We start from the raw sequence: 24,275 nt of genomic DNA, 5'->3' as shown, positions 1-24,275 counted from the left end.
AATGTACGATCACTGATCGGGCGACCCGCATGCTGGTGGTCGACAAGTTCGCCGCTGCGGCCAACAACGGTTGCGTGATCAAGGATCGTCGCTTCGTCGGCACGGCCAGGGACAATTCCACCTACTACGAGGCCTCATGTCAGGACGGGAAGGGCTACATCTACAAGGCCGCCGCTTCAGGTGCGCTCGCCGATACCTATGAATGCGCCAAGGCCACCAACATCCTTGGGGGCTGCGAGCTGACGGATGCCCGTGAGGCCCTCACCGAACAGGCTGCGCTCTACACCAAACTCGCCAAGGCTGCGGGTTCGACCTGTGAAGTCGCGCGCTACGCGCTGTTCCCGCCGAAGCCCGGCGAAGAGAACGTCGAGATGGTCTGCAAGGACGGCTCCGGCGTGATCGGAAGCTTCCGTCCGGGTGGCAAGGGCAACCTGATCGTGGATTGCACCCGCGCGCCGATCACGGGGTTCCGGTGCTCCATGACCAAGGATCCCGGGTTTGCGGCCTTCACAGCCGACCTCAAGAAGAACAACGTGAACTCGTGTGAGGTGTCTAACTCGCGCGTCGTCGGCAAGACCGAGAAGGGCACCACCTACGTCGAGGTCGCCTGCGCCGACAAACTGAAGGGCTATATGCTCGAGTATGAAAGTGCGCCCGCCGTGTCGGCTGTCCGGGCCGTGGGCTGTGCGTTCGCCGGCAACTGCAAGCTGCCCGGCAACACCTGATCCCGGTGTGAGCTGAATGACGAGAGGCCCGCGACGGCGACGTCGCGGGCCTTTTTCGTCAGATCTTCGCTTCGATAAACATCGGCCCGCGCTGGCCCATGGCGCCGGCGAAGGCCTTGTCGAAATCTTCAGCGGTCGAGCAACTGACGGCCGGCAGGCCAAGGCCCCTGGCGACGGAAACAAAGTCGATGTTGGGTTCGCCAAGGTCCAGAAGCTTGCGCGCAGAAGGGCCGGCCTCGCCCGCGCCAGTGCGCTGCATCTCGATATTGAGGATGCGGTAGGTGTAGTTGGCGAAGACCACGACAGTGATGTCGAGGTTTTCACGCGCCATCGTCCAAAGAGCCTGGATTGTGTACATCGCTGCGCCGTCGCCATTGAGGCTGAGCACCTTGCGGTCCGGAGCCGCCACGGCAGCCCCGATCGCCAGCGGCAGTCCGATGCCGATGGCCCCGCCGGTCAGGGCCAGAACATCATGTGGCCGTGCCGTCAGGGTGGCGGCCGAGACGCCGGCGCCGGAGGTCACGGCGTCATCGCAGATGATCGCGCACTCCGGCATGTGGCGCGCGATGGAGGCTCCCGCCAGATGGGCGTTCAATGCCCCCGATGGCGCCGCATCGGGCAGCCTCAGGGCCTGGACCTGCCCCGTCGCCGGAGCGCCCAGAGCATCGGCAAGGGCTGCAAGACCTGCAACAGCGTCTTCGGCGCGTGCGGACAGGGACAGGGTGCTACAGCCGTCGGGCACAAGCACGCTGGGCCGGTTTGGATAGGCAAAGAAGGCGACTGGCATGGTCGTGCCAGCGAAAACCATCAGGTCGACACCCTCCAGTTCCGCCAGCGCCAGCTCGCCGAAATACTGCATCTTCTTTGGCGCAAATCCGCCGGCGCCGCGCGGCTGCCTGGCGACGAAGGTGTCGGTGTAGATCGTTACGCCCACGGCCTGCAGGCGTCCTGCCTGATGGATCGCCTCTGCGCTGCAGGCCTGGCCGCCCAGCAGAATGACTGGCTTCTTCGCCGCCCTGATCGCCCGGGCGGCAGCGTCTACGGCCTCGCCGGAAGGGGCGGGCCGCACGGCCTTCTGGGCCAGGACAGGCTCGCCACTGGCCGGCAGCCAGGCTGAATCCGCTGGCAGGATCAGGCTGACGGGGCCACCCGGCGGGCCATAGCTGGCGGCCACCGCCTCGGCCGTGAGGCTGGCGACGGTCTCGGGGCTGTCGGCGGACTTCGCCCAGATCGAATTGGGCTTCACCAAGGTCGCGATGTCGGAGTTCAGCGGCGCATCGTACTGGCGGTGATAGGTGGCGTGGTCGCCCACGACGTTGACGATCGGCGTATAGGCGCGACGCGCGTTGTGCAGGTTGGCGACGCCGTTGCCGTATCCGGGCCCCAGATGCAGCAGGGTGCAGGCCGGTTTTTCCGCAATCCGGCCGTAGCCATCGGCGGCGCCCGTCGCGACACCCTCGAACTGGCACAACACAGGGCGCATCGCCGGCACGCCGTCCAGGGCGGCGACGAACTGCATCTCGGAGGTGCCGGGGTTGGCAAAGCAGGCGGTGACCTCATTGGCCACCAGGGTCGCGATCAGGGCGTCGGCGCCGTTCATTGGAACACCATCACATCTTGAGGGGCGGGAACGGCGAAGAGCCGCCTTACGTCTTCGGCGTATCGGGTGCGGGCGAGACTCTGGGCGATGTAGCCCTTATCGGTGATCTCGCCGGTATTGGGGTCTGGCGGAGCGGGTAGGACCAATGCGCGAGCCACCTTGCCGCCGGACCCCTTGGCGCGGGCGTTGTGGGCGGTCAGGCCGGTGCGGACGGCGGCTTCGACCTGGTCGCGCGCCAGTGTGGGATTGGGATAGAGCAAGAGACCCACTGCTGACTCGCCCTCGCCGCAGACGACTGCGTCGGTCACGGCGTCACCAATTGCTCCGATTGCGTCCAGTCGCAGCTCGCCGACGCCCACGAAAGTGCCGGAGATCAGCTTGAAGTTCTCCGAGATGCGGCCGTCGAAGATCATGCCGGCGGTGGGTTCCTCGGGGTCCACAAAGCGTGCGGCATCCCCCACCTTGTAGAAGCCCTCCTCGTCGCGGGCGGCCGCCGACACCTCCGGCTGCCCTAGATATCCCGGCGAAACCTGCGGGCCCTTGACCCGGAACTCCAGCTTGCCAGCCGTTGGCACCAGCCTGACCGAAGTACCTGGCAACGGCAGCCCGATCATGCCCATCCGTGCATTTGGCCAATGAACGTTGCAGGCCGTGGGCCCGGTCTCTGTCGCGCCATAACCCGACCCGAAGCTGATACGATGGCCGATGGTCCGCACGGCGACAGCCTGGATCCGGTCAGCCGTCGCCTGACCCAGCGCTGCGCCGCCGTACTGCAGCAGTCGCACCCGCTCGAAGAAGGTCCGCGCCAGCTGGTCGTCAGCCTCCAGTGCCTCGGCGAACAGCATCCAGGCGGCGGGCACCATGTTCTGATAGGTCGGCGAAATCTCCTTCAGGTTCCGCACCGTCTCGCCGAACCGCGCGGCCGTCGGCTGGCCAGCGTCGATATAGACCGTGCCGCCCCTGCGCGCGGCCATATGCAGTATCGCATTGCCACCGAGGCTGTGGCTCCAGGGCGCGGAGTGGACCATGATCGGCGGATCGGGATCGACGAAACAGGCCTCGATCTGGGCGGCGTTGATGCTCATGCCGTAGTGGGTGCAGATCACCGCCTTGGGCAGGCCTGTGGAGCCTGAGGTCAGGAGATACTTGGCATGCTGGTCGGGTGTCGCCGTCGCCGCGACGGAGCCTTCGCGGTAAAGCCGCGAGAGCGGCACATCCTGAGCACGCGGATTGAGGCTGGCGATGACGGGCAGGCCGGCGAGTGCGTCCGCTGAGAGGCCATCTGAAAACAAGCCCGCGTCTTCCACATAGACCGCCGCCGGGTTCAGCACCTGACACGCATGGGTCAGGCGCGCCAGATTTGCGCCGGGAAGGCCATACTGGGGCGACACAGGCGCCACGGGCATCCCCTGGCTCATCGCGGCATAGGTGATCAGGGCGTGGTCGATGGTGTTTCGCGCCAGGATCAGCAGCGGGCGATCTGCGACAACGCCGAGGCTTTGTAATCCGGCGGCCAGCGCTGTGATCCGTTGCCACGCCTCGGCGAAGCTCAGCGTCCGCCAGCCTGAACCGGAGCGCTCGGCCAGCCACAATCGATCCGGGGCAATGATCGCCCAATGCGCCAGAGACGCCGTGGTTGTCTGGTGATCCTCGGAAAACTGCGTGGGATTGGTCAGGACGAATTCGCCGCCCGGTCGCTCCACAACGTCCAGCCGCCTTGGCGCATAGAGCGGATCACGGAATGGGGCGGTGGAGGGGCGAAGCTCAGCGTCCATGGATCGAGCGTTACGGGCGCGGGCGCAAAAAGGGAAGCCCGGGTGTCTGCTTTCGGGTGGCCCCTGACCCCGCCGCCGGCCCTCAAGGGGATCCGCTGCGCCCGGGTCGGGGCCGCGTCGTCGGCCACCCGTGCGCCAGCCATCTGTATATCCGCCACTGAGGGCATGCACTTCATGGCCGGGTTACTCTGGTCTGACGGTGCAACACCTGCGCCGAGGGAAAGACGCGCAAGCCCCCCCGGGGAGGCGACAGCTTGCGGCCTGGTCGGTCAGGTTTCGGTTTGCCTGATCAGCGTCTCGGCAGCGGCGACCACAGTCTTCACCGGCAGGTCCATCATGTGGCAGATCGCCTGGTCAAAATTCGGATCTGCCGCCCGGATCTGGTCGTAGCTGCGCGGACCCCTTACGACGCGGGTCAGTTCCCCCCAGGGCGCATAGAGCCTGTCGTCCGAGGGCCCGAACAATCCGATGGTTGGAACGCCCGCCGCTGCAGCCAGATGCATGGCCCCGCTGTCATTGCCGATGAACAGCCGGGCGCGCTTCAGGCATGCAAAAGCCGTGACGGGATCCACCTTGCCGGCCAGATTGATGAAACGCCGACCTGCGGAGTCCTTGAGCGACATCGCCAGGGCTTCATCGCCAGGACCCCCAAGCACCATCAACCGCCCCCCCGCCATCGGCCCGTGACCGTGCAACAGGGTCATGGCTACCTGACTGAAGCGCTCGACCGGCCAGGTCTTGCCGATCCAGTTGGCGGCCGGCGCCATGGCCAGGATGGGGCCGGCGCCGAGGGTCAACTCGTCTGCGTAGGCCTCGACGCCGGGGCTGGTGTAGATATGAGGGGCTGCTGGATCGTCCTCGATCTTCAGCGTCCGCGCCGCTTCCAGCACCTTGTGTAGCGGCTGGCCGGTCTTGTGATGGACCGCCCGGCGGCGAGGACCAAGCAGGCTTGCGATCCGCGATCCCCGAAGGTCGACGACCAGTCCCCACCGCGTCTTTCGCACCTCCCGCCAGAGCCGGAACCAGTGGCTGCCGCTTTTCGATTTTTCGAGCGTGATGATCCGGTCCAGGCCCGGCACATGGGCAAACAGCGGGACAGCGGCCGGGCCGGCGACGATGGTGAAGCGGGCGCCCGGGATTTCATAGGCGAGACGCTTGATCAAACCGGACGACAGCACGGCGTCGCCGATCCGCGTGGCGGTGATGAACAGGATCGGAAAACCAGGCGCGGAGGGCATCGTCTGCTTCTATAGGCATTGAGGCTCTGGCGCTCCACTGCCTGCGGCCCCAGATTGCTGTCATGACCGCCAGCCTTTCGATTGCGCATCTTCCGAGCCGGGCCCTGATCACGGTAGGCGGACCCGATTGGCGGAGCTTTCTGCAGGGTCTGTTGACACAGGATGTCGAGAGCCTGGCCGACGGGGAGGTCCGCTTCGCTGCATTGCTGACGCCGCAGGGGCGGCTTCTCTACGACCTGTTCGTGGTGGGTCAGGGTGATGGCGCGCTGCTGGACGTGGCGGCGGAGTATCGCGACGCCTTGCTGCAGAAACTGACCCTGTATCGCCTGCGGGCCAAGGTGGAGCTCGCCGCGTCGGAGACCCGGGTCTATGCGGCCTGGGGCGACGACGCGCCGGGAGGCTGGCTCCGAGATTCGCGGCTCGATCCACTTGGCTGGCGCGCATACGGCGCCCTGGGCCCGACCACCGACGAGGCGGCCTATGACGCACATCGGCTTTCAATGGGCGTGCCAGGCTCTGCGGACTGGGGCAGCGAGAAGACCTATCCAATCGAGGCCAACTTCGACCTCCTGAACGGCATCGACTTCAGGAAGGGCTGCTTCGTCGGCCAGGAGACCACCTCGCGCATGAAGCGGCGGGGCGTGATCAAGAGCCGGATGCTGCCGCTGGTGTTCGACGGCGCGGCGCCCGCCCCGGGAACCGAAGTGCTGGCAGGCGACTTGCGGGCGGGCGAGGTGCTTTCAGGTACAGACGGGCGGGCAATGGCCCTGATGCGGCTGGACCGGGCGGAGGCTGGCGGTCTCACTTCCGAGGGTCGCACCGTCGAGGTTGCACGTCCGGACTGGCTTGACCAAGCGCTCGGATGACGGCCTGATCCCCCTTGTCTAGGCGCTCCGGCTGCTGCGAGACTGCCCCCATGACGCAATCCCTGATCCGATGCGAATGGCGCGGCATGGCCGGCGACCCGGTCTACGAGGCCTATCACGACACCGAATGGGGCGTGCCCGAGTACGACAGCCGCGCGCTCTGGGAAAAGCTGGTGCTTGACGGGTTTCAGGCGGGGCTGGCCTGGATCACCATCCTGCGCAAACGCGACGCCTTCCGCGCGGCCTTTGACAATTTCGATCCCGAGAAGGTGGCGCTCTACGGCGAGGCCGACCGGGCGCGGCTCATGGCTGACGCCGGCATTGTGCGCTCCAACGCCAAGATCGATGCGGCCATCAGCAGCGCTAAGATCTACCTGGCCATGCGCGACCGGGGCGAGGATTTCTCGGAGTTCTGCTGGGGGTTCACCGGCGGAAAGCCGATCCAGAACCGCTGGACCGGGTTCGGCGAGGTTCCAGCCCAGACCGAGCTGGCGGTGGAGGTTTCCAAGGCGCTGAAGGCTCGGGGGTTCAAGTTCGTCGGGCCGGTGATCGTCTATGCCTGGATGCAGGCCGTGGGCATGGTCAATGACCACTTCGTCCAATGTCATTGCCATGAGCGAGTGAAGGCGCTGGTACGGTGAGGGAAACAACCGGGCCGAATCTGGCTCTGGAAAGTGCACTGAGCGGGTCGGTGGTCTGTGGCGTCGATGAAGCAGGACGGGGCCCGTGGGCGGGACCGGTCAGCGCCGGGGCAGTGATCCTCGACCCGGCGCGAACTCCAGACGGTCTGAACGACTCCAAGAAGCTCACCGAGCGGGCGCGCGCCGCCTTGGAGCCGCAGATCAAGGCCGCCGCGCTCGCCTGGGGCGTCGGCTTCGCCAGCGTCGAGGAGATCGACGCGCTCAACATCCTGCAGGCGACAGGCCTGGCCATGCGCCGCGCGGTCGAGGCGCTGAAGATCACGCCCGCCCATGCCCTGGTAGACGGCAACTACCGGTTCGTTCTGCCCTGCCCGGTAACCCCCGTCGTGGGCGGAGATGGAAAGTCGCTGTCCATCGCCGCAGCCTCGATCCTGGCCAAGGTCGCGCGCGACCGGCTGATGGTGGAGATGGACGCGCTCTATCCCGGCTACGGTTTCGCCGGCCACAAGGGCTATCACGCGGCCAGCCATGTGGCGGCGCTGACGCGGCTTGGACCCAGCCCGATTCATCGGCGAAGCTGGGCGCCAATCCGGGCGTTGCTGGGCGGCTGACGCCCGCGTTGCTCAACGCCAAGGTTACCTTAACATCCCGCCGCTATGATCGCCACGTCCAGCAGAAGCCGGAGGGGATGCGTGTCGATTACCCAAAAGGGTCAAACCCACTACGACATGATCGTGATCGGTAGTGGACCTGCAGGTCGCCGGGCTGCGGTCCAGGGCGCCAAGTTCGGCAAGCGTATTCTGGTAATCGAGCGCGGCCGCCGGGTCGGCGGCGTCTCGGTCCACACCGGCACAATCCCGTCCAAGACCCTGCGCGAGACGGTGCTGAACCTGTCGGGTTGGCGCGAGCGCGGCTTCTACGGCAAGGCCTATCGGGCCAAGCAGGACATCACTGCAGAAGACCTGCGCAAGCGCCTGGAAATCACCCTGCACCATGAGGTCGAGGTCCTGGAGCACCAGTTCGCCCGCAACCGGGTGGACACCATCATCGGCTCGGCGCGGTTCGTTGACCCAAAGACGATCACCGTGGATGGCCCTGACGGTGTGATGACCTTCAGCGCCGATCGGTTCGTGATCGCTGTCGGCACTCGCCCCTATCGGCCCAAACACATTGAATTTGACGGCGAGAACATCGTCGACAGCGACGAGATCCTCGACCTCACCCGCATTCCACGCCAGCTGGTGGTGGTGGGCGCCAGCGTGATCGGGATGGAGTACGCCTCGATCTTCAGCACGCTGGACGTGAAGGTCACCGTGATCGAGCCCAACGCTTCGATGATGCCGTTCCTGGATCGCGAACTGGCCGATGAATTCGTCCATGACCTGCGCGATCGCGGTGTCACCATCCGTTTCAACGCCAGGGTGACCGCCGCGAAGGTCCAGGGTCCGGGCCGCTGCCTGGTGTCCATGGAAGACGGTCGTGAATTACGCGCCGACATGGTGCTGTTCTCGGCGGGCCGCGAAGGCGCCATCGATGCGCTCAATCTACCGGCCTGCGGCCTTGAGACCGACGAGCGGGGACGCCTGACGGTCGACAAGGCCACATTCCAGACCGCCACCCCGCACATCTATGCGGCGGGCGACATCGTGGGTTTCCCCAGCCTCGCGTCCACATCCATGGAGCAGGGTCGGATCGCCGCCTGCCACGCGTTCGAGGAGCCGATCCAGGCGGCGCCAGAATTCTTCCCCTATGGCATCTATTCGGTGCCTGAAATCTCCACAATCGGCCTCAGCGAGGAACAGGCGCGCGAGCGCGGGATCCCTTACGAGTGTGGCGTGGCGCGGTTCCGTGAGACCTCCCGCGGTCACATCATGGGCATCGGCACGGGCTTCATGAAGATGCTGTTCGCGCTCGAGACGCGGCGCCTTCTTGGCGTCCACATCGTAGGCGAGGGGGCCACCGAGCTGATCCATATCGGGCAGGCGGTGCTCAATCTGGAAGGCACGCTCGACTACTTCGTGGAGAACACCTTCAATTATCCGACCCTTGCCGAGGCCTATAAGGTGGCCGCGCTGGACGCCTGGAACCGCATGCCCAAGCAACAGGCCAGCGTCCGGGTGACAGAGCAGAGCCTTGAGCGTGCGATCCGGGTGGTGAACGGCTGAGCCTCGGCCCGGCCTTTACGCCTCGTTCACCATGACCGTTGACGGCCCGTTCACCATGTAAGCGCAGACTCTCATCTTCTGTTTCAGGGACTTGAAGTCATGGGCCTGCCGGTCGACACCATCCTGCGGGGCGATTGCCTGGAGGCGCTCAAGACGATTCCGGACAAGTCTGTCGACCTCGTCTTCGCTGATCCGCCCTACAATCTTCAGCTGGGCGGCGACCTGCTGCGTCCGGACAATTCCAAGGTCGACGCGGTCGACGACGACTGGGACCGATTCGAGAGCTTCGAGACCTATGACGCCTTCACCCGGGCCTGGACGAAGGAATGCCGGCGTGTCCTGAAGGACGACGGCGCCCTCTGGGTGATCGGCAGCTACCACAACATCTTCCGCTGCGGCGTGGCGCTGCAGGACCTGGGCTTCTGGATTTTGAATGATATCGTCTGGCGCAAGTCGAACCCGATGCCGAACTTCAAGGGCACCCGTTTCACCAATGCGCACGAGACCCTGATCTGGGCGTCCAAATCGCGAGGCGGGCGGCGCTACACCTTCAATTATGACGCCATGAAGATGGCCAATGACGAGCTGCAGATGCGCTCGGACTGGACGTTCGCCTTGTGCACCGGCGACGAGCGCTTGAAGGACGAAACCGGGACCAAGGCGCATCCGACACAGAAGCCCGAAGCTCTGCTGCACCGGGTGATCATGGCCTCGACGAGGCCGGGCGACATCATCCTGGATCCCTTCTTCGGTACCGGTACGACGGGCGCCGTGGCGCGGCGGACGGGTCGCCGGTTTATCGGCATCGAACGCGATGAGGGCTACGCCGCAATCGCTGAAGCGCGGATCGCCAAGGTTATCCCGGCCACGGCCGAGGAACTGCTGGTGACAGGATCGCGCCGGTCCGAACCGCGGGTGCCCTTCGGCAGTCTGGTGGAGGCCGGTCTGCTGCAGGCAGGTGACCTGCTCTATGACCCCAAGGGCCGCCACGCGGCGCGTGTCCGGCCTGACGGCAGCCTGGTGGTTGGTGAGCTTTCGGGTTCGATCCACAAGATGGGCGCGATGGTTCAGTCTGCTCCGGCCTGCAACGGCTGGACCTACTGGCACTTCAAGACCGACAAGGGCCTGGCCCCCATCGACGTGCTCAGGGCCAAGGTGCGGGCGCAGCTTCCGGTCTGAGCCTGCTGGGGCTGGACCTCGAGGGCATTCCAAACCACCCTTACAAAAGGTTCGGGGAGTCGCGGGTATGGGCAGACGGCAGGCATGAACCCGCGCGTCCTTGTGCTCACGCTCTGTACCTTCGCGTTCGGCTCTGCAGCGTTCATCTTCGCAGGGCTGCTCGAGCCGATGGCGAAAGACCTGGGCGTGTCGACTGCCGTCGCCGGCCAGCTCCAGACCGCCTATGTGCTCTCCTCCGCCCTGCTCGGGCCTGTCGCCGCCTGGGCGCTGGGGCAACTGGACCGCAAGCTGGTGGTGATCACGGGATTGAGTTTGGCCCTGGTCCTGCATTTGGCCTGCAGCCTGGCGTCAAACTTCGAGGCCCTGCTGGTGCTGCGCGCCCTGGCGGGTCTGGCGGGCTCTATTTCCGGGCCGGCCGCCAGCGTCGCTGCGGCGTCGCTGGTCCCCCCGGAGCGAAGGGGCTCGGCGCTGGCGATGGTGTCCGGCGGCATGACTCTGGCCTTTGTTGTCGGGATCCCCATCGGTAGCGTTGTCGGCGCGATCTTCGATTGGCGCGCCACCTTCCTCGTCGCCGCCGCTCTGGCCGCCATCGCGCTCATCGGCGTGATCTTCTTCCTGCCCCGCGTGCCGGCCCCGCCGAAGCGGGAAGGCGGGCGCGTTGAGTTCTCCGGTATCTGGCCCCTCTACCTGACCAGCTTCCTGACCTTCGCGGCCAACATGACGCTGAACCTCTACATCGCGCCCATTGTGCGGGTGGGCACAGGCATCACCGGCGCCGGCGTGGCGTTTTTCCAGGCCATGATCGGCGTGGGAGCCGCCGTCGGCCTCTGGCTGGGCGGACGCGCCGCTGATCGTGGCGCCGGCAAGTCGTGGATCTTGCAGGGCATTGCCATACAGGCCTGCGCCATGAGCCTGCATCTGGCCGCAACACACCAGTTATTGCCAAGGGGCTGGGCCAGTGATGCGCTGGTGGCGCTTGCGATCTTCCTCGCTGCTGCGGCCCTGTTCTCGATCTCGCCCGTCACCCAGTCGCGCCTGATCCAGCTGACCAACGGCGCACCCGTCGCCCTGGCGCTGAACGGCTCGGTGTTCTCAATGGGCCAGGCGCTGGGCGCGACCCTGGGCGGCGTCGCCCTCGCCAGCTACGGCGTGCCTGCCATTCCGGCGACGGCGCTGATGATGTCGGCGGTGGGGTTCAGCGTGCTGCTGTTCGTGTTTCCGGGGACGGACATTAGTAATCCGCGTCAGATACCCAACCGGTGAACTTCAGCATACTCGTACCCAGCGCCCGCACTGAACCTGTCTTCGGTGACCATCGGTTGACATAGCGGTAAGCGCCCTTATCCACCGCCTCGAAAATCCACTGCGCACCATCATACCCACTGTCGCAACTCACCGCCTTAAGCTTGAGCCGGTTCGTTCCGTTGAGCGCAAAGACAAACTGCCTCGCCTCGGAAGCGGTCAGCTTTCTTACCATCCGAGACTCGACCTTCCCAAGCTCGTCTCCGCCGCGCCCGGATAGGCGAGACGCCGTCATCAAAAGCGTCCCTCCGGTTCCTTCCTGGATTCGTACAACTATCGGCTTGTCGAATGATCGAAGCCACGTGAACCGATAGACGTTAACCGCAGTCTTGTCGGGCGTCAGGGTGGGGATTAGCGAAGGCTCGCCCGCTGCCGCTAGGTTCTGTGGACACTTATTGTAGCCATAGAGCGATGGCGGCGATGGTGACGACGGCGAGGTAGTTCCTGGCGGTCTTCTCGAAGCGTGTAGCGACACGTCGGTACTGCTTAAGCTTTGAGAAGCAGCATTCGACGAGGTGGCGCTGGGCGTAGAGGTGCATATCGAGCGGGTGCTTCAGGGCGCGTGAAGGGTTGTTGGGGATGACGGCCAGCGCACCTTTGTCGGCGATCGCCTGGCGGAAGTGGTCGGCGTCGTAGGCGGTGTCGGCCATGACGATCCTGGCGGGCAGGCCTTCAATCAGCTGCCCGGCCTGGGGAGCGTCGCCCAATTGGCCGGCGGTCAGGTGGAAGCGGACAGGACAGCCCAGGCCTCGGACGGCCATGTGGATCTTGGTGCTCAGGCCGCCGCGCGAGCGGCCGATGGCCTGATCTTCAGACCCCCTTTTTTAGCACCCGCCGCATGCTGGTGGGCGCGCACGATGGTGGAGTCGACGATGAGGTACTCGAAGTCCGGATCGCCGGACATCGCCTCGAAGATCCGCCACCAGACGCCCTTGGCGCTCCATCGACTGAAGCGCCGGAAGACGCTGTTCCAGTCTCCAAACACCTCAGGCAGATCGCGCCAGGGCGACCCCGTCCGCACGATCCACAAAACTCCTTCGACGAACATCCGGTTGTCGCGCCCGGTCGAGCCCTTCTGATCCGGGCGCCCGATGATCAGCGGCGCTATGCGCTCCCACTGGTCATCACTCAGAACCAGCCGATCCATCACACCCAAGGTCACCTCCCAAAGAGAAGCCTTGAATCACGATCCGCTCGATACCGGAATCCCTAGAGTCCACAGCTCCTAGCGCTTGTGAGTACCAAGCGGCCTCCGGGGGGCTGAGCAGAGGAATGGCCTTCGGGAAAGCGCCACATTTGTACATCGTACGTGTCAGCGCCGTTGGGAAATAGCCATTTGGCTCAGAAGTCGATCGTGGAGGCTGTGCGTAGCCCTTTGCCGGCGGTGAAGGAATCTGCTGATGGGGGAATGCCATTCTGAAGAATGTCGCTGACAGAGCGACACCCGCCGCCGCCGGAATGAAGAGCAAAGCCACCGCAGCAAAACAGCCGACGCGGTTGGTTTCTCGTCGCACTCGGACATAAGGGCCGATCAGCGGTGTAACGCCTGTACGCAAACTGGCGATCCACGTGGCGATGAATATCGCCGTGATCCAGATAAGAAATGCTAGGCCGACAAACTCTACAATGCTTGCAGCCTACGAAACTCCGGAAGCGCTGCAAACCCAGGGCTCGCGGCCTTGTCGTAAATGCGGGCATCCGGCGCTGCCGTAGTATCGAACCGGGAAATCCCATCCGCCAAAGAAGTATCGAAAGCGGACGCTGACGATCCACGAAGAGACGTTAACTCACCTCGGGTGGCCAAAGCCGTGCGGTGTGGACAAGGGCCAGGATCCAGACGGTGTCGTCCCTGACCTCATAGACCAGACGGTAGATCCCCAGCGGAATCAGTTCCCGCGTTCCGGGCGCCCGACCCGGTCGTCCCCGCGCGGGCAGGTCCCGGAGGCTGCGCGCCGCATCACTGAATGCCGCATCAACACGAACGGCGGCCGCCGGATTGTCGGCGGAAATGTGGAGCCAGATGTCGCCACGGTCGCGTTCGGCTTCCGGGGTCCAGACAACCCTCACTGATCGCGGGCGACGGCGGCTCGCCGCGCGGCGAAGTCGGCCTCAACGGCATCATCGGATCGGCCGTGCCCGGCCTCCGCGGACTTGCGTGCGGCAGCAATCTTGCGACCCAGGAAAGCGTCATAGCCTTCGGCTTCCTGCTGACGCTCGACGAACTCCCGCATCAGTTCGCGTACCACCTGAGAGGCTGGTCGGTGGCTCGCCTGCGCTGCCGCCATGAAGTGATCCCGAAGTTCTGGCTCAAGCTTCATGGTAAAGACAGCATCCTTGGGCATTCGTGCGTTTCCTAGGCTATCGTAGGTCAATTGATATATACGTTGTCACTACGTTTTCTGTCAATCTAGACATCCAATCCGAAAATCACGCCGCGCTGGATAGCCCGACCCGCGCCGCCTTCAGGAAAACGCTGGGCAGGCCCCCCATGTCGCGGTGCGGGCTCCAGATCACATCTTGAGCATCACCCTCAGCCCGCAGGATCTGCAGGGTCAGGCTGAAATGGGTGAAGACGTGTTCCACCTCGCCTGCGCTTCGCCACTTAACTGGCGCGGGCGCCGCCCCAATCGCTTCAGACTCGCTCCAACGCTTGGCCCGCCATTCGCTGGTCGGCAGGGCCAGCATGCCGCCGAGCAGCCCCTTTGGCGGGCGACGCACCAGCGCCACCTCATCGCCACGCGTCAGAACATAGGCCACGCCAAACCGATGCGGCCGCGCGGCTTTCGCCGTGCGTCGGGGGTAGGTCTCCGGAGCTCCCTCAGCCTTCGCGGCGCAGTGGCGCGACACCGGACACCGCTCGCATAGCGGCGATTTCGGTTTGCACACCGTGGCGCCCAGATCCATCAGGGCTTGCGCCCAGTCGCCGGGCCGCTGGCTGCGCACCAGCTCCCCGGCCAGACGCTTCAACTCCAGCTTGGCGTTCGGCAACGGCGCGTCGACGGCAAACAGCCGCGCCATTACCCGTTCGACGTTGCCGTCGACGACATTGGTGGGCAGGTCAAAGGCGATCGCGCCCACGGCGGCGGCGGTATAGGGCCCCAGGCCAGGCAGGGCGCGCAGGCCTTCCTCCGTATCCGGAAAAACGCCTCCGTGGTCGTTCGACACGGCCCGCGCACAGGCCAGCAGGTTCCGGGCGCGGGCGTAGTAGCCGAGCCCAGCCCAGGCCGCCATGACCTCGCCGTCGGCCTCTGACGCCAGATCCGCCACGGTTGGCCAGCGTTCGGTGAAGGCTAGGAAATAGGGCGTCGCGTGCGGCACAGTGGTCTGCTGAAGCATCACTTCCGACAGCCAGACGCGATAGGGATCGGCCCGCACGCCGGTCGCATGATCCTGCTGCCCTACCCGCCAGGGCAGGTGCCGCGCGTTGGCGTCGTACCAAGACAGGAGCTGGGCGCGGAGATGATCAGGCTGCACAAACCCGCCTACCATCCCTGCGGTCTCCGCGGTAGGGTAGGCCATGCGCCGACGCTTGCCCGATGTCGAGGACACTCTCCGTATTCTCAAAGAGAAACGGACCCGGCCGCTGCATCGCCCGCCACCCCCGGCCAGCCGGGCGCTGCGGGGGTTCATGAAGGACCTGGATGGCCGTTTTGGCCAAGGGGCCTCTGCGCTGATCGCCCGCTGGCGCGAGATCGTCGGCGCTGACATCGCCCGCCGCACCGAGCCCCTGAAGCTAATCAAGGGTCGTAATGGCGCGCCCTCATCGCTTGAAATCCGCGTGGCCGGACCCTCCGCAGCGATTATCCAGCATCAGGCACAGGACATTCTGGCCCGGGTCAATGTGTTCCTCGGTGCGGACGCCGTCGGTAAGCTGCGGATCGTGCAGGGCCCGCTTCGCAGGGCCGAGCAGACACCACCGCCCCGGCGCAAGGCTCCGCTGGACGCGGCAACCGAGGCTGAACTGATGGAAAGCCTCTCCCGCGCGCCGGAGGGCCGCCTGAAGGATGCCCTGATCACGCTTGGTCGAGGTGTTCTGCGCCGCAGCGGCAGTTGACACACATCCGCCGCGGTCTAATCCGCAGGTTCCGGCGTCGGCTTTTGCGAGAGGGTTTGTGCCGTCTCGCGGGAATCGCGCTTTAATCCTTCATTCAGAACCGGAAGGCCCCAGATGACGATCCCTACCCGCCGCTTCCTGATGGCCGTGGCCGCCGCCGGCGCGGCCCTCGCCCTGGCTGGATGCAACAATGCCGGAACCGGCGGCGCCGCGTCTGCGGACGCCATGACACTCGGCAACGCCAATGCGCCGATCAAGGTCGAGGAGTACGCCTCCACCACCTGCAGCCACTGCGGCCGATTCAACAATGACGTCTTCCCGGCCTTTAAGGCCAAGTATCTCGACACCGGCAAGGTCCAGTATACCTTCCACGAGTTCATCACTCCGCCCGAGGCTGTGGCGGTCGCCGGGTTTCTGACGGCCCGCTGCGCCGGCAAGGAAAAGTACTTCAGCGTCATCGACGCCCTGTTCCGCAGCCAGGAGGAGATGTTCCGGACCGGTGACGCGCGGGGAACCCTGCTGAAGGTCGCCCAGTCGGCCGGCATGACCGAGGCCCAGTTCAACACCTGCGTGAATGACGAAACGGCGCAGAAGGCCATTGCCGCCCGGGTCGACGCCGCCGTTCAGCGCGGCGTATCCTCCACGCCCAGCTTCTTCATCAATGGCAAGAAGGCCAGTGAGGGTGAGATGACCCTTGAGGAACTCGATGCCGCTGTGGCCGCGGCCGGGAAGTAATATGTCTGCGACCCTAACCCGGCGGCGCTCGGTGGCGTTCCTTGCCGGCTTGGCGGCGACAGCGGCGTCGCCGGCCTGGGCGGCTAAGAAGGCCTGGCCTGCCGCGCCGGGAGACATGAACCTCGGGAACTCCAAAGCCCGAGTTCATGTGGTCGAATATATGTCGCTGACCTGCGGGCATTGCGCGCAATTCAACGCCGAGGTCTTTCCGGCATTCAAGGCGAAGTACATCGATACGGGACAGGTCTTCTACACGGCCCGCGAACTCCTGACCGCGCCCCAGCAACTTGCAGTCGCAGGCGTACTGATGGCGCGCTGCAACGGCGGGACCCGCTACTTCCCGATCATTGACCAGGTGCTGCGCAGCCAGTCGCGCTGGCAGGGCGGGAACATCAAGGCCATATTCCTGGACATCGCCAAAGCCAATGGCCTGAGCGAGGCGCAGTTTGAGGCCTGCCTCCTGGATGAGGCGGCCCTTCGGGCGCTGGAGGCGCGGGTTCAGTACGCTACGGACACAGACAAGGTGAACTCCACCCCGACTTTCTTCGTCAATGGCGTGAGGCTGGCCGGTGATCGGGTGCCTGATATGGCCGATCTTGACGCCGCCATCGCCAGGGCGCTGACGCCGAAATCCGGGGGAGGCCGCTAACTTTCGTGCACTTCCAGCGACTCAGGCTCACGGGCTTCAAGTCCTTTGTCGAACCGACCGAGTTTCGGATCGAACCCGGAGTCACGGGGATTGTCGGGCCAAACGGCTGCGGCAAGTCGAATCTGCTGGAAGCGCTGCGCTGGGTGATGGGCGCCAATTCCGCCAAGGCCATGCGGGCCGGCGGCATGGACGATGTGATCTTCGCCGGGGCAGCCAACCGGACCGGGCGCAATCACGCCGAGGTCTCGCTGACCATCGACAACGCCGATCATCGTGCGCCGGCAGCCTTCAATGACCACCCTGTCATCGAGGTCGTCCGCCGCATCGACAGAGGCGACGGTTCTACCTACCGGATCAACGGGCGGGAGGTGCGGGCGCGCGATGTCCAGCTGTTGTTCGCCGACGCCTCGACGGGATCGAATTCTCCCGCGCTGGTCCGGCAAGGCCAGATCTCGGAACTGATCGCGGCCAAGCCGCAAAATCGGCGGCTTTTGCTTGAGGAGGCGGCGGGCGTTTCAGGCCTGCATTCCCGTCGCCATGAGGCCGAACTGCGTCTGCGTGCGGCGGAGACCAACCTCACCCGTCTCGAGGACGTGGCGCGCGAACTGGAAGGCAATCTGGGCCGCCTGAAGCGCGAATCTCGCCAGGCGGAACGCTACAAGAAGCTTTCGGCGGAAATTCGCGCCCTGCAGAGTGCTGTACTCTATGCTCGCTGGATGCAGGCCAAGGTCGCGGCCGAACGGCTGGTCGGCGAGGTCGAGACGGCGATCCGGTCCGTTGAGTCCACGGCACGCGCGGCCGCAGCGGCGACGACCCGCGCCTCTGCGGCGGACGAGGCGCTGAAGCCACTGCGCGAGGCCGAGACCATCGCCGCGGCGATCCAGCACAAGCTTGCCATCGACAAGGACCGCATTGACCGGGAGGCAGAAGTCTACGCCACCGAATTGGCCCGGCTGACAGGCGACCTGGAGCGAACGGACGCAGACGCCGCGCGCGAGGCGCATATCACGGAGGACGCCGAGGCCGCTCTGGCCAGCCTGTCTGATGATCTAGCCTCCTTACAGGCGCTGATCGCGGCCGCGCCGGCGCGTGCTCCGCAACTGGAAGCGCTGGCCCGATCTGCCGAGGCCGCGCGCGCCGAGGCTGACGCGGCGGTTGAACGGCTGGCCTCCGAGGCAGCGGCGCTGGAGGCCGAGCAGCGCGGCGCCCAGACGCGTCTGGAAGAGGCGCAGATACGGTTATCGCGCACCCTGCGCGCCCTGGATCAGGCCCGGCAGGAACGCGAAGCGCTGGCGACATCCCAAGACCCGCGCGCTGCCGAGGCGAGGACGCAGCTGGCTGTCGCAGAGGCTGCTCTGGCGGCGGCGCGTCAGGCGCTTGACGACGCCGAGACGGAACGCGCGGCAGCCACGTCCGCGGAATCCGCGCTGCGCGAGACAGCCCGCAAACAGGATGAGCAACTGGGCCGGCTAACGGCGGAGGCCCGGGCGCTGGCGGCGCTGGTGGCCCAGGCGCGGCGAAGCGGGTTTACACCGGCGCTGGACTCCGTGTCCCCGGACCGGGGCTACGAGCGCGCGCTGGCTGCAGCCTTGGGCGACGATCTGGACGCCGCACTCGATCCCGCAGCGCCGGCCTACTGGGGCGGGCGCGAGCCTTTGCCGCCCACCTGGCCAGAAGGCGCCTCGCCGTTGGGTCCTCTGGTCAAGGCGCCTGGTGCATTGGCCGCCCGGCTGGCCCACGTCGCCCTTGTGAATCGGGTAGACGGAGAGCGCCTGCAGAAGACCCTGGCGCCCGGCGGCAGGCTGGTGTCGCGCGAGGGCGATCTCTGGCGCTGGGATGGTTTCACGGCCCGCGCGGACGCTCCCCGTCCCGCTGCCGTGCGGCTGGAACAGAAGACCCGCCTGGCCGAGGTGGAGCACGAGATCGAGATCCTGTCGCCGCGGGTGGGGACAGCGCGCGCCGCCGCCGCCGCCGCCGCCGCGCGTCTCGCTCGGGCCGAGGAGATGCTGCGCACTGCGCGGCGCGCGCCAGCGCCTCTTGAGCAACAAGCGTCCCAGGCGAGGTCCGCGCTGGAGCGCTTTGATCGCGAGGCGGCGCTCAAGGAAGCCCGGGCGGCGTCGCTGGATGACCTGATCGCTCGCTTCGACGCTGAATTTGCCGAACATGAAGCACAGCTCAAGGCCGCCGACGTCGCGATAGTGGCGAGCGAGGGCGCAGACGATCTGGCAAACCGGCTGGCGATCGCCCGCGCAGCTGCCGCGCCGGCCCGGGAAGCCGCCGCCGAGGCCCGGGCGACCTATGAGCATGAGCTTCGCGACAGCAACAGTCGCACGCGGCGCCTGGAGACCCTGACCCGTGAACACGAGGACTGGACGCGCCGCGCCGCCGCCGCCGGCCGCCGGGTAGAGCAACTGTCCGCAGCCCGCGTGAAGGCCGTGGCCGTGCTGGACGCGGCTCGCCAGGCTCCGAGCACCCTGGAGGCGCGCCGGAGCGTGTTGCTGGACGAGCTGGCGATGGCGGAGGCGCGCCGTGCGGCAACCTCGGATGCCCTCGCCGCGGGAGACCAAGAGCGCGCCGAGGCGGATCGGGCCCTGCGCGCCTGTGAGGCCGCCGCGTCGGAAGCCCGCGAGCTTCGCGCCAGCCTCGCGGCTCATGCCGAAGCCGCAGTTCAGCGCCTGGGCGAGGTGGCGGCCAATATCCGTGAAGCCTCGCGGATGGAACCAGAGGAGCTTGCTCGCAAGCTCTCCGACGAGGCCGTGGCGATCCCGACCGATGCGGACGGCATGGAGACGCATCTCTTCGCTCTGGAGCGCCAGCGCGAGGGCATCGGCCCGGTGAACCTGCGAGCCGAGGAGGAAGCCGCCGAGCTATCCGTCCGCATTGAGGCCATGAATGTCGAACGCGCCGACCTCACCGGCGCCATCACCCGCCTGCGCCAGGGCATCGACGAACTGAATGGCGAGGGCCGTGAGCGGCTGAACGCCGCCTTCCTGGTGATCAACGAACACTTCAAGACGTTGTTCTCAACCCTGTTCCAGGGCGGGCAGGCCGAGCTACGGCTGGTCGAATCGGATGATCCGCTGGAAGCGGGCCTCGAGATCTACGCTTGCCCGCCCGGCAAGCGCATGGCCACCATGAGCCTCATGAGTGGCGGCGAGCAGGCCCTGACGGCGGCGGCGTTGATCTTTGCCGTATTCCTGGCCCAGCCGTCGCCGATCTGCGTGCTGGACGAGGTGGATGCTCCGCTTGACGACGCAAATGTCGACCGATTCTGCAACATGCTGGACGAGATGTGTCGGAGAACAGAGACCCGCTTCATCATCATTACCCACAACCCGGTGACCATGGCGCGGACAGATCGCCTGTTCGGCGTGACTATGGCCGAGCGCGGCGTTTCGCAACTGGTGTCGGTGGACCTCAGGCAGGCCGAGGCGATGGCTGCACAGTAGGGCTTCAGCGGAAGCAATGTTGGCGTGGATGGAAAGTCAAATAAAATCAGGATGTTGATCGAAATACGCCTAGCCTTGACGCACTGCAGCGTCGTCTATAGTTTCCGCCCGTCCTGAAGCCCCGGGCTTAGCGGGGTTACGGGTCGAGAGGCCTTCATACCATGACGCCGGATGACGAGATGCGCGACGAAGCGCTTCGGAACCTGAGCGCTCGGGCTGGAGCTCTGGAAGCTCGCGCTGTGCCTGTTCCGCAGGACTATGGCGTCAAGGCAGCGGGTTATGGTTATCGGCTCCTCGGCGTTCTGTTGGGGGGGCTGTTCGTAGGGTTGGGTTTCGGCGCCGCGATTGATGTGCTGGCTAGAACGCAACCTTGGGGAATGATCGTCGGGGTCCTGGTGGGCTTCGGCGTGTCGATCTGGATGGCGGTTGGTTCGGCTCGAAAGATGTCGGCCGATCTCGAACGGGAACTTGGCCCTGCACGGGATTTGCCACCCGACGACGAAGAAGACGATTGAAGGAGTTCGAGGCGGCATGGCCGACCCGATGCATCAGTTCGAGATTCACAAGATCGTGGATCTGCCGGACTTCACGGTCCCGGGCGTGGGCGTCATTGATATGGCGCTTACGAACTCGACTCTGGCCATGACCCTGGCGGCTGCGGCAGTCGTCGGATTTTTCGCGCTGGCGACATCCAAGGGCGATGTCGTTCCTGGGCGTCTTCAGATGGTTGGTGAAGCGGCGCTTGGCTATATCGACAATCTGACGACTTCGATCATTGGGGATGAAGGAAAGAAGTTCTTTCCCTTCGTCTTTACCTTATTCATCTTTATTCTTGCGATGAATGTCTTGGGCCTCTTCTTGGTCTTTACAGCTACGTCGCAATTGGCCGTAACGGCAACACTTGCAGCAATGACGATTCTGCTCGTGCTCGTTATTGGTTTTGTTCGCAATGGTGCGAACATGTACAAGCTATTCGTCCCGGCCGGTATACCTTGGTATATGCTGATACTGGTGACGCCGATCGAGTTCATTTCGTTCCTCCTGCGTCCGGTTACACTGGCGCTTCGCTTGTTCGGAAACATGCTCGGAGGGCACGTCGCTCTGAAGGTTTTTGCGGGCTTTGTTATATCCCTGGGCACTTTGGCCGCAGGGGGCGGCCTGGGTCTCCTCGCTATTCCCGGCGCAATGCTATCGCTGGGTGGCGTCGTCGCGCTCACGGCGCTGGAGTTTCTGGTTGCGTTCCTCCAAGCCTTCGTCTTTGCGGTTCTCGCCTGCGTTTATCTCAACGACGTCGTTAACCTCGATCATCATCACTGACGGTCGACTTTCACCCTTCACTCTCAACTTCTCAGTAGGACGATTACACCATGGAAGCGGAAGCAGCTAAGTTCATCGGCGCGGGCCTCGCGACCCTCGGCATGATCGGGGCAGGCATCGGCGTGGGGACCCTGTTCAGTGGATTCTTGCAGGGCGCCACGCGTAACCCGTCGGCCGCCGCCGGGCAGTTCACCAATCTGATCCTGGGCGCGGCTTTGACCGAAGCCTTGGGCATCTTGGCCTTCGTGCTCGGCCTGCTCATCCTCTTCAGCTAGGCCCTCGCACGCCCACGGCTACTAAGCGGCGCTTCGTGGGCTGATCAAAAGGACTTGCGAGCCTTATGGCTACTGAATCTCAATCTGCGTCTTCCGTCGATGCGGTGCCTTATGTCGCGACCGCTACCGGGGCCCATGGCGGGACAACTGAAGCGGTCGGGCATCCGGAGAGCGGCGGTGGCTTGCCGCAGTTCCGGTTCGAGTTCTGGGGCGGCCAGATTGTCTGGCTCCTCATTCTGTTCGCGATCCTGTACGTCCTGTTTGCACGGGTTTTTGTCCCCAGGTTTCGAGCCATATTGGATGTCCGCGCGAAGACGATCGGTGACGCCTTGGCGGAGGCTCGACGCGCCCAGGTCGAGTCCGACGACAAAGCCCAGGCTGTGAAGGCTGAAATCGATAAAGCCCGCGTCGATGCGCGCAAACTTGTTGCTGACGCAAGGACCAAGGCGTCTGATGATATGGCCAGTACTCAATCTCGACAGGACGCTGAACTTGCCGCCCGCATCCAGGCGGCCGAAGTCAGGATCCGTGGGCTTAGGGAGTCGGCTATGGCCAATGTTCGAGACGTTGCAAGCGAAACCGCTGCGGATATCGTTACCAAGCTTACAGGTAAACCGATCTCGGAAGCGGAGACCAAGGCCGCAGAAAGTTTAGCGTGATGCCTGCTTTTTTGAATCCGGTCGAAGCCCAGTTCTGGGTCGGCGTAGGCCTCCTTCTCTTCCTTGCCATAGTAATTTTTGTCGCCAAGGCCCCCCGCACCATCGCGGCGGCGTTGGACGCCCGGGCCAGCACAATCAAGGCGGACCTGGATGAGGCAGCACGAATTCGCGATGAAGCTCAGCGTCTCGTGGCCGAGTTACATGCCGAGCGCGACGCCGCGCGGCGGCAGGCGGAGGAAATGCTTCTCGCAGCCGGCGAGCAAGTCCGAATGTTTGAGTCTGAAGCCAAGGCAAAGCTCGAAGAAAGTCTCATTCGTCGCCAGAGGCTGACGGAGCAGCGGATTCAGGCTGCAGAAGCACAGGCTGCGGCGGATGTGAAGGCTGCGGCGGCAGAGCTTGCGGCCCAGATGGCGGAGCAGATTTTGAAACGGCGGCTCGTCGGAGCGACGTCTGATCCGTTGATCGATAAGGCTATCGGGCAGCTGGCCAGCAAGCTGTAGCCGCCTAAAGGAACCGGGCGCGGTCATACGTGGTCGCACCCGGCCATCTCTTTTCCGCTGGTCTACGCTCACACTCGGACGGGCTTGCGTCGGCTCCTGCGTCGCAACTTCACCGCAAAACGCATCTTTCGTGGCAACAGCAACCTCTCAACCCGAAGATATTGCTGGTAGAACAGGGCTACGAACTCCGGGTCTCGCCGTAGAAGTCGCCGGATTGGCGAGATCATTCGCGGATGAGCGCGATGCAGGCGGACGAACTGGCGCCGGGCCTTGAACGAGTTCTTCAGAACGATCATCAACCCAACCACGATCACCGGAATGCCACCGGGGCCGGGCAGCGGGGAGATCAGGACGCCGGCCAGGATGATCAACAGGCCAAGCAGCACCATTCCGACACGCTTCACGCGCGCGGCAATCTCGCGGGCAACCTCGTCCGTGGCGCGATGCACGCGCAGCGATGGCATGGCGAAAGACACTTTTTAGACCTGGGGAGTGCACGGCGGAGCGGGGAGGTTCCGCCGTCACGCGTTCCATATGCGTTCGTACCGCCGACTCGTAAAGGCACGGTTCCAGGAATTCGCGGTGCCCCGAATCTATTCGGCGGCCAATGGCGTCGGCGCCACAGTGGCAGGCTCCGGCCGCCACGCCAGCTTCGGCTTGCGTGCGGCCAGGGTCTCGTCAAGCCGGCGCAACGGCGCGAGGTACGGCGCGCCCTTGAAGCGGTCCGCGTCGCCCGCCCTGGCGGACTTGGCCAGGGCCAGCAAGGCGTCGCAGAAACGGTCAAGTTCACGCCTAGACTCGGTTTCAGTTGGCTCGATGAGCATTGCGCCGTGGACCACCAGCGGGAAGTACATGGTCATCGGATGGAAGCCCTCGTCGATCATAGCCTTGGCGAAGTCCAGCGTGGTGATCCCGGTCCCCTCCAGCCAGGCGTCGTCGAACAACGCCTCATGCATGCAGGGGCCATCCGGGAAGGCAGGGCTCATGGCGCCTGACAGACGGGCCTTGATGTAGTTTGCGTTCAGGACGGCGTCCTCGGCGACCTGGCGTAGCCCGTCGGAACCGTGGCTGCGCATATAGGCATAGGCGCGGACGAACATGCCCATCTGGCCGTGGAAGGCCGACATGCGCCCGAACGCCTGGGCC

Annotated in this window: 23 protein-coding genes and 2 pseudogenes; 16 read left to right on the top strand and 9 right to left on the bottom strand. The window is 65.0% G+C overall.

Annotation, left to right across the window (positions count from 1 at the left end):
- Positions 1-725: pseudogene (locus ACIQ42_RS03510) on the top strand (hypothetical protein); the annotation flags it as partial.
- Between the two features lie 58 nt (positions 726-783).
- On the opposite strand, the gene ACIQ42_RS03505 reads toward ACIQ42_RS03510, so the two are convergent.
- From ACIQ42_RS03505 to ACIQ42_RS03495, 3 genes are all read right to left on the bottom strand, one after another.
- Positions 784-2,325, bottom strand: coding sequence for an acetolactate synthase large subunit (locus ACIQ42_RS03505; protein ID WP_397420832.1), 1,542 nt, complete (start codon positions 2,323-2,325; stop codon positions 784-786).
- Positions 2,322-4,100 (bottom strand): feruloyl-CoA synthase, encoded by a 1,779-nt coding sequence (locus tag ACIQ42_RS03500; RefSeq protein ID WP_397420831.1) that lies wholly within the window; start codon positions 4,098-4,100, stop codon positions 2,322-2,324. Before ACIQ42_RS03500 ends, ACIQ42_RS03505 begins: the two co-directional genes overlap by 4 nt.
- A 269-nt stretch (positions 4,101-4,369) precedes the next feature.
- Positions 4,370-5,338, bottom strand: a complete 969-nt coding sequence (locus ACIQ42_RS03495) for a glycosyltransferase family 9 protein (RefSeq protein WP_397420830.1) — start codon at positions 5,336-5,338, stop codon at positions 4,370-4,372.
- A 62-nt stretch (positions 5,339-5,400) separates the two neighbouring features.
- Between ACIQ42_RS03495 and ACIQ42_RS03490 the strand changes: the two genes are divergently transcribed.
- From ACIQ42_RS03490 to ACIQ42_RS03465, 6 genes are all read left to right on the top strand, one after another.
- Complete coding sequence (locus tag ACIQ42_RS03490; protein WP_397420829.1) at positions 5,401-6,204, top strand: YgfZ/GcvT domain-containing protein; 804 nt, start codon at positions 5,401-5,403, stop codon at positions 6,202-6,204.
- A 50-nt stretch (positions 6,205-6,254) separates the two neighbouring features.
- Complete coding sequence (locus ACIQ42_RS03485) at positions 6,255-6,845, top strand: DNA-3-methyladenine glycosylase I (protein WP_397420828.1); 591 nt, start codon at positions 6,255-6,257, stop codon at positions 6,843-6,845.
- Positions 6,842-7,456, top strand: coding sequence for a ribonuclease HII (locus ACIQ42_RS03480; protein WP_397420827.1), 615 nt, complete (start codon positions 6,842-6,844; stop codon positions 7,454-7,456). Before ACIQ42_RS03485 ends, ACIQ42_RS03480 begins: the two co-directional genes overlap by 4 nt.
- Before the next feature lie 81 nt (positions 7,457-7,537).
- The gene (gene sthA / locus ACIQ42_RS03475; protein ID WP_397420826.1) at positions 7,538-9,010 is read left to right on the top strand and encodes a Si-specific NAD(P)(+) transhydrogenase; all 1,473 of its coding nucleotides are present in this window, start codon (positions 7,538-7,540) and stop codon (positions 9,008-9,010) included.
- A 99-nt stretch (positions 9,011-9,109) separates the two neighbouring features.
- Positions 9,110-10,189 (top strand): site-specific DNA-methyltransferase, encoded by a 1,080-nt coding sequence (locus ACIQ42_RS03470; protein ID WP_397420825.1) that lies wholly within the window; start codon positions 9,110-9,112, stop codon positions 10,187-10,189.
- Between the two features lie 84 nt (positions 10,190-10,273).
- Complete coding sequence (locus ACIQ42_RS03465) at positions 10,274-11,452, top strand: MFS transporter (RefSeq protein WP_397420824.1); 1,179 nt, start codon at positions 10,274-10,276, stop codon at positions 11,450-11,452.
- A 431-nt stretch (positions 11,453-11,883) separates the two neighbouring features.
- Here ACIQ42_RS03465 and ACIQ42_RS03460 read toward each other — a convergent pair.
- The 4 genes from ACIQ42_RS03460 to mutY form a co-directional block, all read right to left on the bottom strand.
- A protein-coding gene (locus ACIQ42_RS03460; RefSeq protein ID WP_397420823.1) for an IS5 family transposase occupies positions 11,884-12,647 on the bottom strand; the annotation gives its coding sequence in 2 pieces (ribosomal slippage) (positions 11,884-12,309 and positions 12,312-12,647; 762 coding nt in all).
- A 626-nt stretch (positions 12,648-13,273) separates the two neighbouring features.
- Positions 13,274-13,558, bottom strand: coding sequence for a type II toxin-antitoxin system RelE/ParE family toxin (locus tag ACIQ42_RS03455; RefSeq protein WP_397420822.1), 285 nt, complete (start codon positions 13,556-13,558; stop codon positions 13,274-13,276).
- Positions 13,555-13,833 (bottom strand): antitoxin of toxin-antitoxin stability system, encoded by a 279-nt coding sequence (locus ACIQ42_RS03450; protein WP_397420821.1) that lies wholly within the window; start codon positions 13,831-13,833, stop codon positions 13,555-13,557. Before ACIQ42_RS03450 ends, ACIQ42_RS03455 begins: the two co-directional genes overlap by 4 nt.
- 85 nt (positions 13,834-13,918) lie before the next feature.
- Positions 13,919-15,010 carry an A/G-specific adenine glycosylase gene (mutY, locus tag ACIQ42_RS03445; protein WP_397420820.1) on the bottom strand — a complete coding sequence of 364 codons (1,092 nt, stop codon included), beginning with the start codon at positions 15,008-15,010 and terminating at the stop codon, positions 13,919-13,921.
- Here mutY and ACIQ42_RS03440 point away from each other — a divergent pair.
- From ACIQ42_RS03440 to ACIQ42_RS03400, 9 genes are all read left to right on the top strand, one after another.
- A complete protein-coding gene (locus ACIQ42_RS03440; RefSeq protein ID WP_397420819.1) occupies positions 15,009-15,545 on the top strand; it encodes a DUF721 domain-containing protein in 537 nt (178 codons plus the stop codon). The genes mutY and ACIQ42_RS03440 overlap by 2 nt on opposite strands.
- Positions 15,546-15,659: 114 nt before the next feature.
- Positions 15,660-16,280 carry a DsbA family protein gene (locus ACIQ42_RS03435; RefSeq protein ID WP_397420818.1) on the top strand — a complete coding sequence of 207 codons (621 nt, stop codon included), beginning with the start codon at positions 15,660-15,662 and terminating at the stop codon, positions 16,278-16,280.
- A gap of 1 nt (position 16,281) precedes the next feature.
- Positions 16,282-16,929 carry a DsbA family protein gene (locus tag ACIQ42_RS03430; RefSeq protein WP_397420817.1) on the top strand — a complete coding sequence of 216 codons (648 nt, stop codon included), beginning with the start codon at positions 16,282-16,284 and terminating at the stop codon, positions 16,927-16,929.
- A 5-nt stretch (positions 16,930-16,934) separates the two neighbouring features.
- Complete coding sequence (locus ACIQ42_RS03425; RefSeq protein WP_397420816.1) at positions 16,935-20,378, top strand: AAA family ATPase; 3,444 nt, start codon at positions 16,935-16,937, stop codon at positions 20,376-20,378.
- Positions 20,379-20,539: 161 nt separating this feature from the next.
- Complete coding sequence (locus ACIQ42_RS03420) at positions 20,540-20,893, top strand: F0F1 ATP synthase assembly protein I (protein ID WP_397420815.1); 354 nt, start codon at positions 20,540-20,542, stop codon at positions 20,891-20,893.
- 16 nt (positions 20,894-20,909) lie between these two features.
- Positions 20,910-21,695: a F0F1 ATP synthase subunit A gene (locus ACIQ42_RS03415; protein WP_397420814.1), complete on the top strand. Its 786-nt coding sequence runs from the start codon at positions 20,910-20,912 to the stop codon at positions 21,693-21,695.
- A gap of 50 nt (positions 21,696-21,745) precedes the next feature.
- A complete protein-coding gene (locus ACIQ42_RS03410) occupies positions 21,746-21,970 on the top strand; it encodes a F0F1 ATP synthase subunit C (RefSeq protein ID WP_397420813.1) in 225 nt (74 codons plus the stop codon).
- Positions 21,971-22,035: 65 nt separating this feature from the next.
- Positions 22,036-22,629, top strand: a complete 594-nt coding sequence (locus tag ACIQ42_RS03405) for a hypothetical protein (protein WP_397420812.1) — start codon at positions 22,036-22,038, stop codon at positions 22,627-22,629.
- Complete coding sequence (locus ACIQ42_RS03400) at positions 22,629-23,129, top strand: F0F1 ATP synthase subunit B (RefSeq protein WP_397420833.1); 501 nt, start codon at positions 22,629-22,631, stop codon at positions 23,127-23,129. The genes ACIQ42_RS03405 and ACIQ42_RS03400 overlap by 1 nt, the downstream gene beginning before the upstream one ends.
- A 68-nt stretch (positions 23,130-23,197) precedes the next feature.
- Here the strand turns inward: ACIQ42_RS03400 and ACIQ42_RS03395 are convergent, their stop codons facing one another.
- Together ACIQ42_RS03395 and ACIQ42_RS03390 are read right to left on the bottom strand one after the other, a co-directional pair.
- A complete protein-coding gene (locus ACIQ42_RS03395; RefSeq protein ID WP_397420811.1) occupies positions 23,198-23,593 on the bottom strand; it encodes a hypothetical protein in 396 nt (131 codons plus the stop codon).
- Between the two features lie 129 nt (positions 23,594-23,722).
- Positions 23,723-24,275, bottom strand: a pseudogene (locus tag ACIQ42_RS03390) (aminomethyl-transferring glycine dehydrogenase subunit GcvPB); the annotation flags it as partial.

The organism is Phenylobacterium sp., assembly GCF_044372605.1.
Classification (GTDB): Bacteria; Pseudomonadota; Alphaproteobacteria; order Caulobacterales; family Caulobacteraceae; genus Phenylobacterium.
This window is presented reverse-complemented; position numbering and strand designations above follow the sequence as displayed.

Excerpts from the sequence above, each read along its gene's own strand:
- ACIQ42_RS03505 (WP_397420832.1), bottom strand. The coding sequence starts at position 2,325 with ATGAACGGCGCCGACGCCCTGATCGCGACCCTGGTGGCCAATGAGGTC.
- ACIQ42_RS03500 (WP_397420831.1), bottom strand. The coding sequence starts at position 4,100 with ATGGACGCTGAGCTTCGCCCCTCCACCGCCCCATTCCGTGATCCGCTC.
- ACIQ42_RS03495 (WP_397420830.1), bottom strand. The coding sequence starts at position 5,338 with ATGCCCTCCGCGCCTGGTTTTCCGATCCTGTTCATCACCGCCACGCGG.
- ACIQ42_RS03490 (WP_397420829.1), top strand. The coding sequence starts at position 5,401 with ATGACCGCCAGCCTTTCGATTGCGCATCTTCCGAGCCGGGCCCTGATC.
- ACIQ42_RS03485 (WP_397420828.1), top strand. The coding sequence starts at position 6,255 with ATGACGCAATCCCTGATCCGATGCGAATGGCGCGGCATGGCCGGCGAC.
- ACIQ42_RS03470 (WP_397420825.1), top strand. The coding sequence starts at position 9,110 with ATGGGCCTGCCGGTCGACACCATCCTGCGGGGCGATTGCCTGGAGGCG.
- ACIQ42_RS03465 (WP_397420824.1), top strand. The coding sequence starts at position 10,274 with ATGAACCCGCGCGTCCTTGTGCTCACGCTCTGTACCTTCGCGTTCGGC.
- ACIQ42_RS03450 (WP_397420821.1), bottom strand. The coding sequence starts at position 13,833 with ATGCCCAAGGATGCTGTCTTTACCATGAAGCTTGAGCCAGAACTTCGG.
- ACIQ42_RS03440 (WP_397420819.1), top strand. The coding sequence starts at position 15,009 with ATGCGCCGACGCTTGCCCGATGTCGAGGACACTCTCCGTATTCTCAAA.
- mutY (WP_397420820.1), bottom strand. The coding sequence starts at position 15,010 with ATGGCCTACCCTACCGCGGAGACCGCAGGGATGGTAGGCGGGTTTGTG.
- ACIQ42_RS03435 (WP_397420818.1), top strand. The coding sequence starts at position 15,660 with ATGACGATCCCTACCCGCCGCTTCCTGATGGCCGTGGCCGCCGCCGGC.
- ACIQ42_RS03430 (WP_397420817.1), top strand. The coding sequence starts at position 16,282 with ATGTCTGCGACCCTAACCCGGCGGCGCTCGGTGGCGTTCCTTGCCGGC.
- ACIQ42_RS03420 (WP_397420815.1), top strand. The coding sequence starts at position 20,540 with ATGACGCCGGATGACGAGATGCGCGACGAAGCGCTTCGGAACCTGAGC.
- ACIQ42_RS03415 (WP_397420814.1), top strand. The coding sequence starts at position 20,910 with ATGGCCGACCCGATGCATCAGTTCGAGATTCACAAGATCGTGGATCTG.
- ACIQ42_RS03410 (WP_397420813.1), top strand. The coding sequence starts at position 21,746 with ATGGAAGCGGAAGCAGCTAAGTTCATCGGCGCGGGCCTCGCGACCCTC.
- ACIQ42_RS03405 (WP_397420812.1), top strand. The coding sequence starts at position 22,036 with ATGGCTACTGAATCTCAATCTGCGTCTTCCGTCGATGCGGTGCCTTAT.
- ACIQ42_RS03400 (WP_397420833.1), top strand. The coding sequence starts at position 22,629 with ATGCCTGCTTTTTTGAATCCGGTCGAAGCCCAGTTCTGGGTCGGCGTA.
- ACIQ42_RS03395 (WP_397420811.1), bottom strand. The coding sequence starts at position 23,593 with ATGCCATCGCTGCGCGTGCATCGCGCCACGGACGAGGTTGCCCGCGAG.